The sequence below is a fragment of the Vibrio sp. Y176 genome (assembly GCF_033438945.1).
In genome coordinates this window covers 124,125-140,421 of record NZ_JAWOQS010000008.1, presented here as the reverse complement: position 1 = coordinate 140,421, position 16,297 = coordinate 124,125, and the positions used below count along the sequence as shown (strand labels likewise).

Below are 16,297 nucleotides of genomic sequence, written 5' to 3'. Positions count from 1 at the left end.
GCTTTATTCATCTATTAACCTGGCTTAGTGTTCTTGATACTTTGCCGTATTAAATCTAGAAATTTTAATGGAAGTGTTATGTTTAGAGTTGTGTATGAATGGCGTGTGCCAAGTGAAAAAATGGATGAGTTTCAAAATATATGGCGTTCGACGACAGATTCAATTCATCAGTCAGTAGATGGGGCGCTTGGTAGTTTTATGCTTCGTTCTTACGATGTACCGGAAAAGGTTTTAACTATTGCCAAGTGGCGAACACGTGAAGACTGGGAGCGGTTTTGGGGAACTAGTAACCCAGAAAAAATGAAGAAGATGAGTGAAATTGCAGAGCGTATTTCAGTTGAACCATTCGATGAAATTGAAGATAGAACTAAGTAGGGCTAGAAGCAAACAACAGAAACGTTAAAGTGATGCCTAATGCACAGTTTGGCGGATAATATGAAAGACAACCTTAACGAAGGAACGGGGTTATGCAGATTTTAATTGTTGGAGGTAGTAAGGGGCTAGGAAGGTTCTTGGCTACGAACTTACAGGGTACAGAAATTTATACGATTTCTAGATCAAAGCTAGTTGAGGATGGAGTAGTTTCTGTTTGTATTGACGTTGATCCCGATAAAAAACCAGATTACACGTGCTTCAAAGGTGTAGAGTTTGACATCATAGTTTATTTAGCGTCCATGTGGGGAGAGTCTTCAGAATTGACAACAAACGAACTGATTGAGTTTATGAATGTTGGTCCGATTGGGTATCTTAATTTAGTCAATGAGCTTAACGCTTTAGGTTCACTTAACGATAAATGCAATATTGTATCTATTGGCTCTACAGCAGAGCTTTCAGAAAGTAGTGAATACCCTGCATTCGCCCTCAGTAAAAGATTACTCAAAGATATTTCTAGTCAGCTGCAAAACGTTTATCGTGATTACCGCTTTACTCACTTTACAATAGGTGGGATCGGGCATGCTGAAGAGGAACGTATTGAGTATTCGAGTGTTTTGGAGATTATAAATATGCTAACCAAGCTTGATCCAAACACATACCTTTCAAATATGCATATAAAGTCCAAGCTAGGAATGTAGCTCTCAAGCTGTATTACGTACCTGCTTCTATGGTTTGGCATCATGTGCATTCTTTTTATTGAGCTATGGTTATAACTCCAATGAAAGGAGTTTACTTATGTCATACATTGATGGGTTTGTCGCTGCAGTGCCGACAGCGAATAAAGAAAAGTATATCGCACACGCAAAAATAGCAGCAGACATGTTCAGGGAGTTTGGGGCCTTAAAGGTTGTTGAGACGTGGGGGAGTGAAGTACCAGATGGTGAGATCACATCATTTCCCATGGCAGTTAACGCTGAAAGAAACGAAACCGTTGTGTTTTCGTGGGTAGTCTGGCCTTCAAAAGAAGTTCGGGACTCAGGGTGGCAGCGGATCATGGGTGATCCTCGAATGAGTCCAGATAATAACCCAATGCCCTTTGATGGAAAGCGTCTCATTTATGGCGGATTTGATGTTATTTTGGAGCAGTAAAATACCAAAGAATCTCAACTCGATTCGTGACACTTGGTGTTTTAATCAGTATTACGCTTCTGATGTACGTTCAATAGAGTATTCCGCGATAAGTGTTGATAAAACTCCATTTGGAGGTTTAGAGTAAAAATGGAAGAGATAAATTATTCACTGATTGTCGTATCAGCTATCGCTGCCATCGCTAGCCCCGGACCTGCAACTCTTGCGATAGCAGGCACGTCAATGAACCACGGTCGGCGCTTTGGAGGGTATTTGGCTGCAGGTGTTTTAACGGGGTCTTTATTTTGGTCAACCTCAGCCGCTTTTGGTCTCGCAACCATACTCTATAGCAATGTTTGGCTTTTTGAAATTCTTAGATATTGTGGGGCATTTTATCTTTTATATTTGGCTTTAAAGTCCGTACATTCTGCCTGCAACATCGAGCAGCTAAAGTTACCCAAAACATACGTAACGACAAAGAAGGGTAACTACTTAACCGGAGTGTTAATTCACTTAACTAACCCAAAGGCTATTCTGTTTTTCGGTGCGCTTTATTCGATAGGGGTTCCTCCTAAGGCCAGTCCGTTGGAATTGTTGTCGGTCATTTTTGTTGTGGGGCTGGTTAGTGCTTTGGTTTTCTTTGGCTATGCTTTTCTTTTCGCGCATAAAAAGGTCAGACAAACCTATCTCAGATCCAAAGCAGTTTTTGAAGGCGTGTTCGCGTTATTTTTTGGTGTAGCAAGTATTAAGTTGCTGCTTAGTGAGGCAGGAAAATGAAGCACAAAAGGCTTGAAGAAATAAGAATAGATAATCTATCTGATTTGACGGTCTATTAAGTATACTAAGTAGCCGATTTGTTAACTTCCATAAGAGCTGCTGGCTAGAAAAAGCTTACAACCAAATGATGATAAATATTATCATTCAAAGGGCTAACAAAGGCCCATAATTTAATTCGTATCACTGTTCATGATTGTGCTCTTCGTGCAGTGCTGTAGTATTAGTAACGTGTTGTTAATACTAAATATAACCAATCGAAACCTGGACGTTGCATTACTTGTAGTTCGATGAAATGTTATCCCGCAAGACGTTAATTTGGAGAAAAGAATGGATTCAAACTCACTATTATTATTTGTTGTCGCTTGTCTCGCTATCAACATGATTCCTGGACCTGATGTAATTTATATTGTTTCCAATACAATGAAAGGTAAATTATCTGCTGGGCTGAAAGCGGCTCTGGGGCTTGGTGTTGGTTACTTTTTTCATACACTAGCGGCATGTTTAGGTTTGTCAGCAATAATTCTGAGTTCATCTTTGGCTTTTAGCGTTGTTAAATGGTTAGGGGCCGCTTACCTAGTTTATTTAGGTGTTCAGTCATTACTGTCCATGTGGCGTGGAGAAAGTAAAATCGTTGAAAACAAAAATGTTGATAATAATAAAAATGTGTTTGTTCAGGGAGTTATCGTCAGCGTCTTGAATCCAAAAGTAGCGCTATTCTTCCTATCATTTCTGCCTCAATTTATTGATACGTCTGCAAGCTCAACATCAATGCAATTATTAGTACTTGGCTTGCTGTTCAGCGTACTTGCGACGACATGTAACGTTTTGTACGCATCTGTGGGTAATTGGGTATTTAGTCGTCCACACTCTCAGCGTTATTCAAGAACTCTTGAAGGTGTTTCAGGTATTCTACTTATCAGTCTAGCGAGTAAAGTGGCATTTAGTGATCGTTAGATACAGGGCATTTTATTCTCGTGATTATTATATGGCTAATGTTTGCTCAATCTATACGTTAAATGAGTGCTATTGCATAGGTTGAATCACAAATTTCAAAAATACCAATAAGTGAACGTATTTATTTATAGTATGGTTGGCGCGATTTTATCGTAGCTAGGTTAATAACATGAAAAATAAAGTAATTCTGTGTTCCGCATTCCTTTTGGGTTTGTCAGGTTGTGCTTCTGTTCCTACTGTTGATTCGACAGTATCAAATCAAATGAAATCATTTGAAGCACCTCAAAAGGGGAACGCAGGGATTTACATTTACCGAGAAGATGCTTTTGTCGGAGCAGCGCTTAAAAAGTATGTTTACGTCGATGGGGAATGTATTGGTGAAACCGCTCCTGGTGTATTCTTCTACCATGAGGTCGAAGGCAATAAAGAACATCAAGTAAGTACAGAGTCTGAGTTTTCGGAAAATCACTTAACTATCTTAACGGAAGAGGGCCGTAATTATTTCGTTAATCAATACATTAAAATGGGTGTATTTGTTGGTGGTGCGGGCGTAGAACTCGTGGACGAAAGCAAAGGTAAAGCAGAAGTACTAAAAGTCGACATGGCAGAAAAAGGAAACTGTTCTTCGATCTAGTTTTACTAACAGACGCTTTTTAGATTAAAAACACATTATCAATGTAACCCAACGCTTGATGAGATCCATTCAGCGTTGGGTTTTGTATTTTTGGCAAACAGTATACCTATTTCAGACCGCATGATTTGCCACCTCCTAGCTTGAGCCAATTTATCGTTCAAAGTATCTACTTGTGAAACGTGAATTTTCGAGAGGATTTCGTAGGGAGCAATCCTACAAACGCGATTAACTGATGTGCCATTCCATCATTAACCTTGTCGAGTGTATTGCTAAACTAGGTAGCGGTGTGTCTCCTCTCATTAAACAAATAATAGGTATATCAGTTTTAGCTTCTATGCCTTTACATCATGCACTCGGAGCGCAATTTAAAATCAAAGGGCTAACACCAATATTAGAGAAAAATCTTGAAAGTCACCTTACACCACTAACGAAACTCTCTGTTTCAAACATTACCTCAAATCGACTAACGCAGATGGTTAATAATGCGTTAAACCCTTATGGCTACTATCATTCCGAGCTCAATGTTCAGAGATCAGAGAATGATCTCATCACGCTTGAGGTTGACGCGGGGGAGGTGATGTTGGTCAAAAAATCTAATATTGCTGTGTCGGGAGAGGCCAGTAACGATCAAGATTTCATCGAACTAATTAATCAAGCTCAACTTAAACAAGGACAGCCGTTGCTTCATTCTGAGTACGACACGCTAAAACGAAACTTGATTTCATTGGCTCAGCAAAAAGGTTACTTAGATGGACGTTTTATCGAATCGTCTTTGGAAGTCATTCCAAGTTTGAATCAAGCCCATGTGAATCTGCATTTCTCTAGTGGTTCTCGTTACCAATTTGGAGACCTCTCTGTCCTTACGTCGGGTATCGAAACGGCTCGAATAGAAGCGATGAGAACATTTGAGTGGGGCGACGATTTTGACACTTTGAAATTGAGTCAATATCAGGCCGACCTCTCGAGTACTGATTGGTTTCGCAGTGTGATTGTGAAAGCGGATTTCGAGGAGATATCCGATGGTCATAAGGTGCCGATAGAAGTGCTCGCAGAGCCGAATTCACGTAATATTGTGCAGGTCGGTGGAGGGTATTCGACAGACTTGGGATTGCGCGCTTCGCTGAACTGGACCAAGCCTTGGTACAACGCACGTGGACACAGTTTTGAGGCACAAGCGTACGCTTCCAAACCGGAACAATCGCTATTACTTGGTTACAAAATTCCCACCCAAAATGTTCTAACGGATTACTACGGGATTCAGTTTGAATCTAAGCATGTCGACTATCGAGACACATCGAGTTTTTCTAATGATTTATCGTTTGAAAAACACTGGCAGTTAGACAGTGATTGGCAAAGCACCATGCACGTTCGTTATTTGCAAGAAAGTTATCGACAAGCGTCGGAGAATGACGAATCACAGTTGTTATTACCGGGGGTGACATTTTCACTGCTTGATCGCAAGAACGATCAATTAGAAGTAAAGCACCGTCACGTTTACTCATTGGAATACTCAGACCCTAATTTTTTCTCCGATTCTCGTTTGCTGCGTATTGAGGGCAATAGTGTTCTGTCATGGGATATTAGTGAAAAACACAAGTTTCACTTTCGTTCTAATGTCGGTATTAATGTCGCTGACACTTTGAGCGATATTCCATCCTCGTTACGCTTCTTTGCGGGAGGTGATGGCAATCTTCGTGGTTATGGTTATGAGTCTGTCTCTCCTAGAGATGAAAATGGCGATTTAACCGGTGCCCGTTACATGTTTACTGCTGGGCTGGAATATCAATATCAGGTTTACCGCCAATTGTGGCTTGGGGCATTTTATGATGTTGGTGATGCCTTCAACGATAAGGTGGATTGGAAAAGTGGTACAGGGCTGAGTTTGATATGGAATTCAAAATACGTGCCCGTCAAAGTGGACTTTGCTTATGGTTTAGATGCTCCTCAAGGAGACCAATTCCGCGTTCACTTTTCGCTCGGAACGCAGTTTTAGCGGGCATTAAAAAGGCTCTCATCCTTGCAGATAGAGAACCTTTTTAAGCCTTGATTGTTTAGAGTTCGAACTCACCATTCAGTTTCTTGAATATCCAGTTAGGTGCCTTATGCCATCCACCATAGTTTGGATTCTTAGTATGGATCTCATTCATTGATTGCCACTGAGTTTGGCCTTGTCCATCTCGAGATACTCGCCAAAACAGTTCATCTTGTTGTCGAGTTAAGTAGTGCATGACATGTTCTGCAAAGGCTTCGCTTTGGACCAACACACCAAATTCCACATTGAGGAAATCCGATCTTGGGTCGAAGTTTGATGAGCCGATATAAGTCAGCCGATCATCGAGTATCACCGTCTTGTTGTGATAATAAGTATCCGCATGGAAGTAATGGTCATCATTGTTCGCTTGGTTTTTGTACTCAAGTATATGAACGCCCTTATCTAACAGGGTTTGGCGATGCTCCTCGTAATAAGCCGGAATAAAGCCAGAATCATTAGAGGCAGACGAGTTCGTCATTAACGTGATGTCCGCTTTTTGCTCCATCAAGGTATCAATAAAGGCAAACTCACCATCACTTGGTACCACATAAGGTGTTGATATCACTGCTTTGGATGCAGAGGTTATTTGTTGCCAAACTTGGTGTTCTGCCCGTTTTCTAAAGTAGGGTTTGTTGTTTTCTAACTTGTTTAATGAGTCGAAAACGGGGGTGACTTGCGCAGCGATGAAGTCGGGACTGGTCAGGTGTTTAACCTGTTTTTCAACTTCGGCCAGAATGATGCTTTTGTCTTTCTCACCTTTATTAAGCGCTTTAGTAAACGCGGAATAGTTTGGGGTAACGTTAACGATGTTTTCTATTGGCGTGACATGCTCGCTGTCCCAAAGTTGTTGGTAGTTCTGGTCGAACGCTCGAATAATGCTGCCTTTGAACAAGACATCCATATCAAAGAAGTTGGCTTTGCGGCTGTAACCAAAATAGTCGTCGCCAATGTTACGTCCACCTAGAATCATCCATTGATGGTCGACGTTGAAGTACTTCTCGTGTAGACGATTGTCCAAACGTTGCTGATGAGTAGAGAAGTTGACGGCGCGACCAATCCAACCTGACTTACGTGAATCAAACGGATTGAATAAACGGATTTGAATGTTGTCGTGAGCGCTGAGATCAGCAAGCCATTTCTCGTTAAACACCAATAAATCATCGAGAGTGAGTCGAACTTGCACGCCTCGATCTGCTGCTTGCTTGAGTTCATAGAGTAGCATCAAACCAAGCGTGTCACTCTCCCAAGAAAAGTAGGTCATATCGATGCTTTGCTGAGCGTTTCTTACCAGTTCAACGCGACGAGCAAAGGCTTTTGGAGCGGTAGGAATTAAGTAAACTTCGGCTTGATGCTGAGTAGTTTGCCAATTGGCTTCAAAATCCGGTTCAACTTGCGGGTAGGGCTGAGCACAGCCAACCAACAGCGCGCCGAAGATAAAGAGTAGCAGAGCACGGAGGGCGTTAGGAAACATGAGTAAACCTTCCTAATTATGTTCAAGGAATAAGGATGAAAAAAGCCAGCGAACTGGCTTTTAGGTATTCGGTAACGAGTTTTGAGTGGCTGAGGATGAAGTTACATGTGGCTAAGAATCAGCCCAAGTTCCTCGAGACCGTTGAGGCGACCTTGGCGCAGTTTTGGATCGATGCCTGAGTGATGAGCATTGTCCCAGTCTTGTGTGGATTGAATACCGTCATCATTATCGATCAGCAAAACTCGATCAGTCGCACTGTTGTATTGGAAGTCTTCAAATAAACGTTCGCTAAACCACATACGAGAGAGCTTGTTCATCATTGCTTTGTCTTTGCTACCTGGACGAACACTTGAACCATCAAGCTTTAATGCCTTGTTAAACACAAATGGTAATTCCGATGCATTACAAGCGCCCACAATACAACTGATGCTTTTGAGTAAATCACCAACGTCGAGATCGCCATTTTCACCTTTGGTATTGTAAGTCCATACGTTGAATCCAGGTGTGTAGTCAAAGTAGTAGAAGCTTGGCGTTGCTCCTGTTGTTTCTTCAGTTGAAACCTTATGACGGTTTGGACCCGTGAAGAGCAAGTCATGTAACGCGGTTTTGAATTGCTGCATGTTTTTCGCCGCGCCATTCAGTTCGCTTTCATCGTTAGGGAAGAAGTCAGCCAGAGCAAGTAACTCCGTGGTTGAATCGGAGTTCCCCAAACCGAAGAACAACTTAGTCATCGCCTCATAAGCGGTGCTAGGCAGCAGTTCCAATAAGTCAGAAAGGTCGAGTTCAATTGAAGCTGAATCGCTGAGCAATGAACGATATTCGGTGCGTAAACGGTTTAAGTTCGTTTCCGATTCTAGCCACTCAACCATGTATTCGACGATTAAGTTTTCGTCACCACTCTCAATGATTTCTGGCGCTTCTTGGCTCAAGATTTCAATAATAGTTGGGATCAAAAATGTCAGGCTCGGCAGCATGCCCAGAGTATTGCTTTCTGCACTGTTTGAGCCAATTACCGTTGGTACGATCCATTCACTCTCAATGGCTTGTTCAGTAAAGTGATAGCCCGGTACTTCTTTCACTAGAAACGCTGGTGGGCGATGCTCGATGTAAGGCGCAAATGGCATCAACGTAGATAATGGGCTGTTGTCGCGTGTTGGACTTATAACCGGAATATTCGCGGCGGTCAGTACCCAGTTCTTAAGACGTTGAATAGGATCAAGCATCTCGCTTTGTACCTTCATGATCTCTTCAAGTGGTAGTAACGCAAGATCTTCAACGCTTTGCTCTGGTCTTTGGCTCTTGGCAACATCGTAACTTTTATATTCAAATCCGTAAGCGTTGCTTTGCATGATGGCACGTTGAAAGTGCTCACCTACGATTGCAGCATCGCCTTTTGATTGCTGTAAAATTCCCACCGACATGGCACCCGCACCTTGACCCATGAGTGTCACGTTTTGCGGATTGCCGCCGAATGCCTCTATGTTTTGTTGAACCCATTCAAGCGCGTGTTTTTGATCGCCTAGGCCAAAGTTACCGCCCTCTGGGTTGTCCAAACCATCGACCCAAACACTGCCCAACAAGCCCAAACGATAGTTAAAAGTAACAGCAATAAACGGGTTACCATCGTCAGCACCTTGTGCAACCACCATATCACCATGAATCAGCGGTTCTGAGCCCGCGCCGTATTCAAAGTCTCCACCGTGAATAAAGACATACACTGGCAAATCTGCGTACGCTTCTGTCCCTGCTGGTCGCCAAATGTTTAGGTTCAAACAATCTTCTGATTGCGTTTGTGCCGTGGTTTTTAACTGCGGGCACGCATCACCGAACTGAGTCGCATCAATATCGCCTTCAAGTGGGACCGCAATGCTGTGCTGAAAGCGGTCTGCTTGCGCAAATTGGATACCTTTGAACGCCTCTACCGCTGCCAGTTTTTCATCCGCATCAAGAGGCGTGATGACAAGGGACTCTTTGGTCGCTTGAATGGTTGCATCGCCAATTTCCAAAGCGATATGCTCTGGTGGTAGGGGTTGTAGTGGCTTCGGGCCGTTAGGAACGCTAGGTTTACTTGCGTCATCACTGCAAGCTGCTAAGGCAAGAGTGATGGTAATGGCTAAAGTTGAGCGATTGAGTAAAGTCATTGTTATGTCCAAAAAGTCATTTGGTGCGTGCACCGAAAATGTTAAACGGCATCTAACAAGCGACGTCCTGACGCTTTGGCATTAATCCGTGAATGGTTGGATGGCTTGTTGTATTGATGGCTCAAATGGTAGGACATCGGCGACAGTTTCAGTAATCGCCTTTGTAGGATGCAGTCCTACCATCGTATAAGGGCGGGCTCTTTATGAGAGCTAGAAACGGTAACCAAGATTTAAGGTTACTGACTCTCGAGTTTCCCCTTTGTTATAGAGAAAGGTCAGGTTGTAGTTTTTGCCGATTTGCTTATTGAAACCAGTCAAAAACGCCCATTGATTAAGATCTACACCAATGTCGTAATCGAATTCGATATCACCGCTTTTTACATGCCCGTCCATTCGAGCGTCCAGTCCTTGATATTCTGCTCCGACAAAGAACTGCGTGCGATAATCGACAAGTTGATAACCCAACATCGGCTGTACAGTAACAATACCATCGCCCCAATCATCTAAGCCCTTTAAGCGAGTTTGCGAATAGGTACCAGTGACAGAAGCAAAGAACTCTTTATAGCCAACCGAAAGGGTTGTACCTATACCACGAAGGTCATATTCCAAATGCAGCGGCACGTCTAAGCGTCCACGACTACAAAGTGCAGATAAACCATCGCAAAACTTATCACCTAATCCTGGCAGTTTATCGTTCAGCTTATCTTTTATGTACTGGCCACCTTCACCCGTGTAGGCGGCATCAACATTGGCATCGACATTAACTTTTCCGATGTAACCAAATACATTCCAAAATGGCAGGATGTTTACATCGCCACGAAGCGTCATGCTCTCAGCACTCACGATGCCGACACTGTCTTCTGGATCAAACAGTTCATTAAGGCCGATGCCTTCAATCGTGAAATCATTAAATGGAATATTCATATCTTGATTTCGATACGCTAGCGACACACCAAACGGCAGAGGCAAATCGATACCTTGACGACGAACCATATCACCCATTAAAGGAAAAACTCGGTCTAGCTTAACACTGGCTTCTTGCATGCGTGGATCAGAGACCTCATTCAAGCGTTTTTCGTCTAGTACTTGCACGCCAAGCTTATCTTCATAAATCGCTACCGGTTTTACGCTGCTCTTCATTTCGAGGGGTTTATTTTTCTTTGAACCAACTATCTTGGTGTTTTTACTGGCAATCGCAATTTTGCCTGATGTTAATTTCTGGAAGAGGATCTCTTGATCGTAAGAATCCACTTGGTAGTTGTGATGTGTGAACGGTTTATCGTTGGTAATGACCATACGTTTCGGTTCACCATTAACCAACTCAATATCAACGCTTAAAAAGCGAAAGTAGGCGATATCTTGAGGAAGACCGTATTTTGAGTAATTAAAACTGATGATCACATTACCATTCTGATCCTCTTTGGCTCTTACTGATGACGGATCAAAACTCTCCGCGTAGTTTCGAAGGCGGTATTCTGTTCGTGTGAAAGCTTCGATCTCATCAAGTACTTTTTCATTTTCATCGAGTTGTTCAGGGTTGTACTTGATACGCAGATCAATGTTGCCTTTGTTATCGGTGTTCTTAACCAAGTAGACGGACGAATCGCGAACGCTATCACCGATTTTAACACTTCGGTGGGCATGCTCGACCAAATGCTCGCCTTGAACTAGAGAGCTGATGGCCAGTTTTGGTAAATCATGACTGATACCGTATTTGTCGAACAGTGCTCGGCCTTGCTCGATTACTTCGTTGTAGGTCGTCGTCTCTTCAGCGGCGAAGCCAAAAGTGGGGGTAGTAAGCATTAGTGCGCTCGCGAGCACAGTAAGAGAAGACGTCTTGCCGGCGCGTAATTCAAAAAAACTCATGACAGTTTCCACTCTGAATAGTCTCAAACCTTCGAGACTCAGACAGTTAATGTGTCACTGAACTTCTTGTTCAGTTAAATAGATGTGTTTGCTGTGATTGACGTTGTGAATGCAGAGTTTTCGATTGCATTTCGTGAATCAATGAGAGGATTTTATGAGGTGAAGAGAAATACCGTTAATCGCTTTTGATGGATACTATCCTCGCTTTATGGGTTACGGAGGAATAATGGCTAGCTCACAAACAAACAGCCCCGCAGAGCAGAAGCAATGCAGGGCTTTAGTTTCAAGAACGGAGGTGACGCTTAGACCGTAACGCGAACACGAAACAGATCAGTAAACAACTTGGCAATCATCAAAATAATCATAATGTTTACCAGCATCAGCAAGGGCGTTTCAATTCGATACGCTGGGGTTAAATTGAGCGCTCCTGATGTCAAGACAACCAATAAGTTAATACCTAGAATTCTGTGTACCATCAGCTTTGGTGTGGAAAATACCTTCCAAATCACGATGATGTTGATGAAGTAGAATAGCCCAAGCTGCCAAAGCTCGGTCATCATTGGCATTAGGAAAATGTATTGCAATAGAATCACCGTGCCAGTGCCTATCACACCAAAAAATGCATCTTTAATAATGCTTGGTGGCATAGTAGGAACGATTGAAGAGAACACGCCTGCTAGCATCGGAAAAATGAAACCTCCGGGCACAGGAAGATAAATCCAGATCAACAGCGACGTCACGAACATGGAGACACCTTGCAGTACCTTTCTGCCGTCTTCATTCAAATGCTGGATGAAGGTCCGATGCTCGTGATGCCAAACCGTGTTTTTCTCTCTTTGCATAACATAAGCAACGTGACCAATGAGCGACGTACTTGGATTTTTAATATCAAAGCTTTGAAGTTGCTGCGTTAGCGTTGGCCAATCGATCTCACGACTTTGCGATTTATCTGCTTGTTCTAGCAATCGGTCTTGGATTTGTGCCATCTCATTTAAACGCGCACGCCATAGCTGACGATGTTCTTTCAAGTGGTAGCTGCCAGTAAGTGGTAAGCCGACCAGTTGGAATAACTTTTCTATGTTGGCGGTGTTGGTCTCAAGAGCTTCAATATCTATATCATTGGGCGATTTCATAGCGTTAAGCATCGCCTCTCTGCTGGCCTCAAAACGTTGAATGAAGTTTTGTTCTGTACTGACTGGCCAGACTAATCGGTACACAACAGAAAACGTGATCACACCAAGAATCGTCTCTTGTATGCGAAGAACAGCGAAGTGGAACGTTGCTTGACTATCAAATCCTCCCATACATGCGATGATGGAGCACACAGCAAAACCGATAGAGAACACATAACCATACTTTTCGTCGCTCGACATAAAAATGCACGCACCTAAAAACAAGGTGAAGAAGGTGAGAAACAAAAAGCGAACTTGAGAAAACGTCGTGATGAGGAAAAAGGCATAACCGATGCCAAGGAGGGTTCCTAATAAGCGATTATGACCTTTGTTTATCGAGTGAGCGAAGCTTTCATTTAATGCCATTACCGCGACTGCGATCGCTGCCCAATACGGTTTCTCCCATTGAAACCATAAGGCAAGGCAGATCGCGATAACGATAGACAGCGCAGCTTTGATTGCTTCTTTGGTTGAGGCATTAAACATACATTCCACCGCATTATTGTTTGATGATTTTGATAGAGGCCGTCATACCAACACGTAGTTGAAAATCTTTCGGTAAGTGATCTAATTTAACTTTAATTGGAATGCGTTGAGCTAAGCGTATCCACTGAAAGTTAGGGTTCACATTGGGCAAAAGATCGTTACCAGTACTACCATCTTGTTTCGCAATGCCGTAGCCAATGCTTTTGATTTTTCCTTCCAACACAGCTTCATTGTGCATCATTAAGGTCACGTAAGCTTTATCTTGTGGATCAACGCCAACTAAATCCGTTTCTTTGAAATATCCTTCGATCCAAAAGCTGTCTTCATCAATTAAAGCCACGACTGGGGAGTTAGCGACGACTTGAGAGCCGACGCGTAAGTTCAAATTAGTGATATAACCATTCGTTGGCGCATAAACTTTTGTGTAATCAAGGTTTAGCTTGGCTTCTTCAACATTGGCTTTCGCGAGTTCTACGTTGGCAACGGCTGTCTCCACTGCATTGTCTAGGTTATTCAATGTCAGTACAGGTACGGCGCCAGGTGTGCGCTTTTCTAACTTAAGTGCTCGCTGCTCTTCATTTTTGGCCTTTGCTAGTAATGCAATGGCTTGCTTTTGAGCTGCTAGCGCTTTGTGGTACGCCGCTTTATAGATGCTTGGGTCAATCTCAAACAGCAAATCGCCTTGTTTCACTTGCGAATTGTCTTCAACGTAGACTTGGATGATTTGTCCTGTTACGCGGGGGGTTATAGAAACGATGTGCGCGCTAACTTGGCCATCCCTAGTCCAAGGGTTGTCAGAGTATGATTGGTAGTAACTGAAAATCACGGTGCCAGCGGAACACAGTAATAGCAGTGTGATGAGATAACGTTTTATCACGGAATTTGCCTCAAAATATGGTAATGAATCGACCAATAACGCCAGTAAAAATCACAATTAGGCTTAGCTCAGCGAGCGCAGGAAATGCAACGTATTTGTGGAGTCCCAGTTTTGTTGCAACGGTTCCAACCAAAATGGTGAGCATGTAAGCCAATGCAATAACCAGCAACAAGGGAGGGAAGTAAACTTCGCCCCACACAAGTTCATGTGGCATTGAGTTCATGGTGTTTTTCTCTATTAACTTGATGAATGTAAAGATAAGGCAAGTGATGGCATCAGTGATAATCGCTTTTGTAGGATCTAATCCATCAAGAGAAAGGTGTCATGCGCTATATAGAGGGAATAGCGCAACAAAGTAGCTTTTTGGACAGTGAAAATAAAAATAAATTTATTTTCCAATTTATTTGATGTTCATTTCAGACCACTAAGTTATTAAATTTTCGACAATTATTGTTCAATGTTTGCGTTTGAATATGCGAAGTGATGGTTTCATCCTTCAAATGGGATTACGAGTTGTGAGGTTTTGTTTCTAATATTCGCTTCGAAGCAAACGAGATGCTTTTTAAATTAAATAATCCAACAAATATGAGTGACAGATTATTCGTTAGATTATTTGAGTTTTATATTTATTAGTAAGAGTAAAATTGTCATGGAAATTATTTCTAACCTTTTTGACATGGCACCATTTGTTGCTCTCTTTATTACGCTCTCTCTCGGTTATATGGTAGGTAAAATTACCATTGGTCGATTTGTTCTTGGCGGTGTTGCGGGAACATTATTAATGGGTGTAATTATTGGGCAATTTGGTGTTCATATTGATCCCGGCGTAAAAAGCATTTTCTTTGCGCTCTTTATTTACGCAGTAGGGTATCAAGGTGGTGCGCAGTTCTTTAAAGCATTGAACTTTAGAACCATCAACATTCTACTTTCTGCTGTAGTGATGACGGTTTCTGGCCTGCTTTGTGTACTAGCAGCAGCTTGGATGTTTGATCTAGACAGAGGTACGGCAGCAGGCCTTGCAGCTGGTGGTTTGACTCAATCGGCAATCATCGGTACAGCGGGTGATGCGATCGCACGTCTTGGTGGTGTGACAGAAGAAGCGAAGCACCTAATGCAGACCAACGTCGCAGTAGGCTACGCGGTTACGTACATCTTTGGTTCGCTTGGTCCAATTCTGATGGTGACATGGGTATTCCCAACACTGATGAAGTGGGATATCCGAGCAGAAGCGATTGCGCTAGAAGAGAAAAATTCAAATGGTAAGCGTGATTTAGCGCCGGGTGAGTTCAACGCTATCACAGCGCTGGTTACACGAGCATTTAAAGTGAGCAAAGATGGTGGGCTAGCAGGCAAAACCTTAGCTCAGTTAAACCAACACGCTCTGGCTGCTTGTATTGAATTGATTCAACGCGATGGCAAAGTGCTAGACGTGGACAAATTCACAGCACTGAAAGAAGGGGATGTCATTGTTGTAACAGGTCGCCGTAATGCAGTACATCAGCTGCAAGATGGTTTGGCTGACAACGAGATTGCACTTCCAGAAGGCTATGAAGTTATTGAAGAAAACCGTCAACTGATCGCAGACAACCGCAAACTGATTGGTAAGTCGCTGCAAGAGATTAAAGAGGCTTCGAACCAAGGCTCTATGCGCGGTATTTATGTGACAGACTATATTCGTGAAGGCAACTCAATTGAAATGACGCCGGATCTTGTGGTGAAGAAAAACGACGTCATCCAGCTTACAGGTACCGCAAAAGATATCAATCGCGTTGAGAAAAACATTGGTCAGCGAATGGGCTCAGCAAACGTGACTGACTTAATCGTGCTTGGTATGGGCATGGTGGTGGGCCTATTAATTGGTCTAATCAGTTTTAAGATTGCTGGTATTCCCGTCACTATCGGTTCTGGTGCAGGTTGTTTGATCTCAGGTTTGATTGTGGGTTGGTTGCGTAGCCACAATCCGCATGTTGCTCAGTTTCCTGTGGGTGCCGCGAACTTTATTCGAGATTTCGGTTTGGCAGCATTTGTAGGCATTGTTGGCCTTGAGGCTGGCCCTCAAGCGGTCGACACCATCAAAGAACACGGTATGTCTCTGTTGTTCCTTGGCATGGGTGTAACGATTATCCCTCAGATTATTTCGTTCTTCTTCTCATATTTTGTATTGAAGATTAAGAACCCGGTTGAAGCACTTGGCTGTGTGACAGGTGGACGAAGTGCGAACCCAGCATTCGCGGCTTTAATGGAAAAAACAGGTAACGCAACGCCAGTATTCTCATTCACTGTGACTTATGCAGTCGCCAATGTACTGCTTACCCTATGGGGTCCAATTATTGTCGGCATTATTACTTTAAACGCAGGCATGTAATTTAAATAAATTCGAACAC

At 42.9% G+C, this 16,297-nt stretch carries 14 protein-coding genes; 8 read left to right on the top strand and 6 right to left on the bottom strand.

Going from position 1 to position 16,297, the window contains the following annotated elements; translation table 11 throughout:
* The first annotated feature begins 78 nt into the window (after positions 1-78).
* The 7 genes from R7O13_RS18940 to R7O13_RS18910 all read left to right on the top strand — a co-directional run bounded on the left by R7O13_RS18940 (position 79) and on the right by R7O13_RS18910 (position 5,861).
* Positions 79-375 (top strand): antibiotic biosynthesis monooxygenase family protein, encoded by a 297-nt coding sequence (locus R7O13_RS18940; RefSeq protein WP_025768092.1) that lies wholly within the window; start codon positions 79-81, stop codon positions 373-375.
* 92 nt (positions 376-467) lie between these two features.
* Positions 468-1,073 (top strand): hypothetical protein, encoded by a 606-nt coding sequence (locus R7O13_RS18935; RefSeq protein ID WP_318114722.1) that lies wholly within the window; start codon positions 468-470, stop codon positions 1,071-1,073.
* 97 nt (positions 1,074-1,170) lie between these two features.
* Positions 1,171-1,524: a DUF1428 domain-containing protein gene (locus R7O13_RS18930; protein ID WP_318304462.1), complete on the top strand. Its 354-nt coding sequence runs from the start codon at positions 1,171-1,173 to the stop codon at positions 1,522-1,524.
* Between the two features lie 129 nt (positions 1,525-1,653).
* Entirely contained in the window at positions 1,654-2,280 is a 627-nt protein-coding gene (locus tag R7O13_RS18925) for a LysE family translocator (protein WP_042523838.1), read from the top strand.
* A gap of 327 nt (positions 2,281-2,607) precedes the next feature.
* Positions 2,608-3,234, top strand: coding sequence for a LysE family translocator (locus tag R7O13_RS18920; protein ID WP_005377098.1), 627 nt, complete (start codon positions 2,608-2,610; stop codon positions 3,232-3,234).
* A gap of 169 nt (positions 3,235-3,403) precedes the next feature.
* Complete coding sequence (locus tag R7O13_RS18915; RefSeq protein WP_005377099.1) at positions 3,404-3,868, top strand: DUF2846 domain-containing protein; 465 nt, start codon at positions 3,404-3,406, stop codon at positions 3,866-3,868.
* Between the two features lie 334 nt (positions 3,869-4,202).
* Complete coding sequence (locus tag R7O13_RS18910) at positions 4,203-5,861, top strand: autotransporter assembly complex family protein (protein WP_318304459.1); 1,659 nt, start codon at positions 4,203-4,205, stop codon at positions 5,859-5,861.
* 58 nt (positions 5,862-5,919) lie between these two features.
* Here the strand turns inward: R7O13_RS18910 and R7O13_RS18905 are convergent, their stop codons facing one another.
* The 6 genes from R7O13_RS18905 to R7O13_RS18880 all read right to left on the bottom strand — a co-directional run bounded on the left by R7O13_RS18905 (position 5,920) and on the right by R7O13_RS18880 (position 14,136).
* Positions 5,920-7,371: a phospholipase D family protein gene (locus R7O13_RS18905; protein ID WP_318304457.1), complete on the bottom strand. Its 1,452-nt coding sequence runs from the start codon at positions 7,369-7,371 to the stop codon at positions 5,920-5,922.
* Positions 7,372-7,472: 101 nt separating this feature from the next.
* The gene (locus R7O13_RS18900) at positions 7,473-9,512 is read right to left on the bottom strand and encodes a carboxylesterase family protein (RefSeq protein ID WP_318304455.1); all 2,040 of its coding nucleotides are present in this window, start codon (positions 9,510-9,512) and stop codon (positions 7,473-7,475) included.
* A gap of 210 nt (positions 9,513-9,722) precedes the next feature.
* On the bottom strand, positions 9,723-11,378 hold the full coding sequence (locus tag R7O13_RS18895) for a hypothetical protein (protein ID WP_318304454.1): 1,656 nt from the start codon (positions 11,376-11,378) through the stop codon (positions 9,723-9,725).
* Between the two features lie 302 nt (positions 11,379-11,680).
* Positions 11,681-13,036 carry an FUSC family protein gene (locus tag R7O13_RS18890; protein WP_318304452.1) on the bottom strand — a complete coding sequence of 452 codons (1,356 nt, stop codon included), beginning with the start codon at positions 13,034-13,036 and terminating at the stop codon, positions 11,681-11,683.
* A 13-nt stretch (positions 13,037-13,049) separates the two neighbouring features.
* A complete protein-coding gene (locus tag R7O13_RS18885; RefSeq protein WP_005377105.1) occupies positions 13,050-13,913 on the bottom strand; it encodes an HlyD family secretion protein in 864 nt (287 codons plus the stop codon).
* Positions 13,914-13,923: 10 nt separating this feature from the next.
* Positions 13,924-14,136, bottom strand: coding sequence for a DUF1656 domain-containing protein (locus tag R7O13_RS18880; protein WP_005377106.1), 213 nt, complete (start codon positions 14,134-14,136; stop codon positions 13,924-13,926).
* A gap of 426 nt (positions 14,137-14,562) precedes the next feature.
* On the opposite strand from R7O13_RS18880, the gene aspT reads away from it, so the two are divergent.
* Positions 14,563-16,278, top strand: coding sequence for an aspartate-alanine antiporter (gene aspT / locus R7O13_RS18875; protein ID WP_262606996.1), 1,716 nt, complete (start codon positions 14,563-14,565; stop codon positions 16,276-16,278).
* The last annotated feature ends 19 nt before the right edge of the window (positions 16,279-16,297 follow it).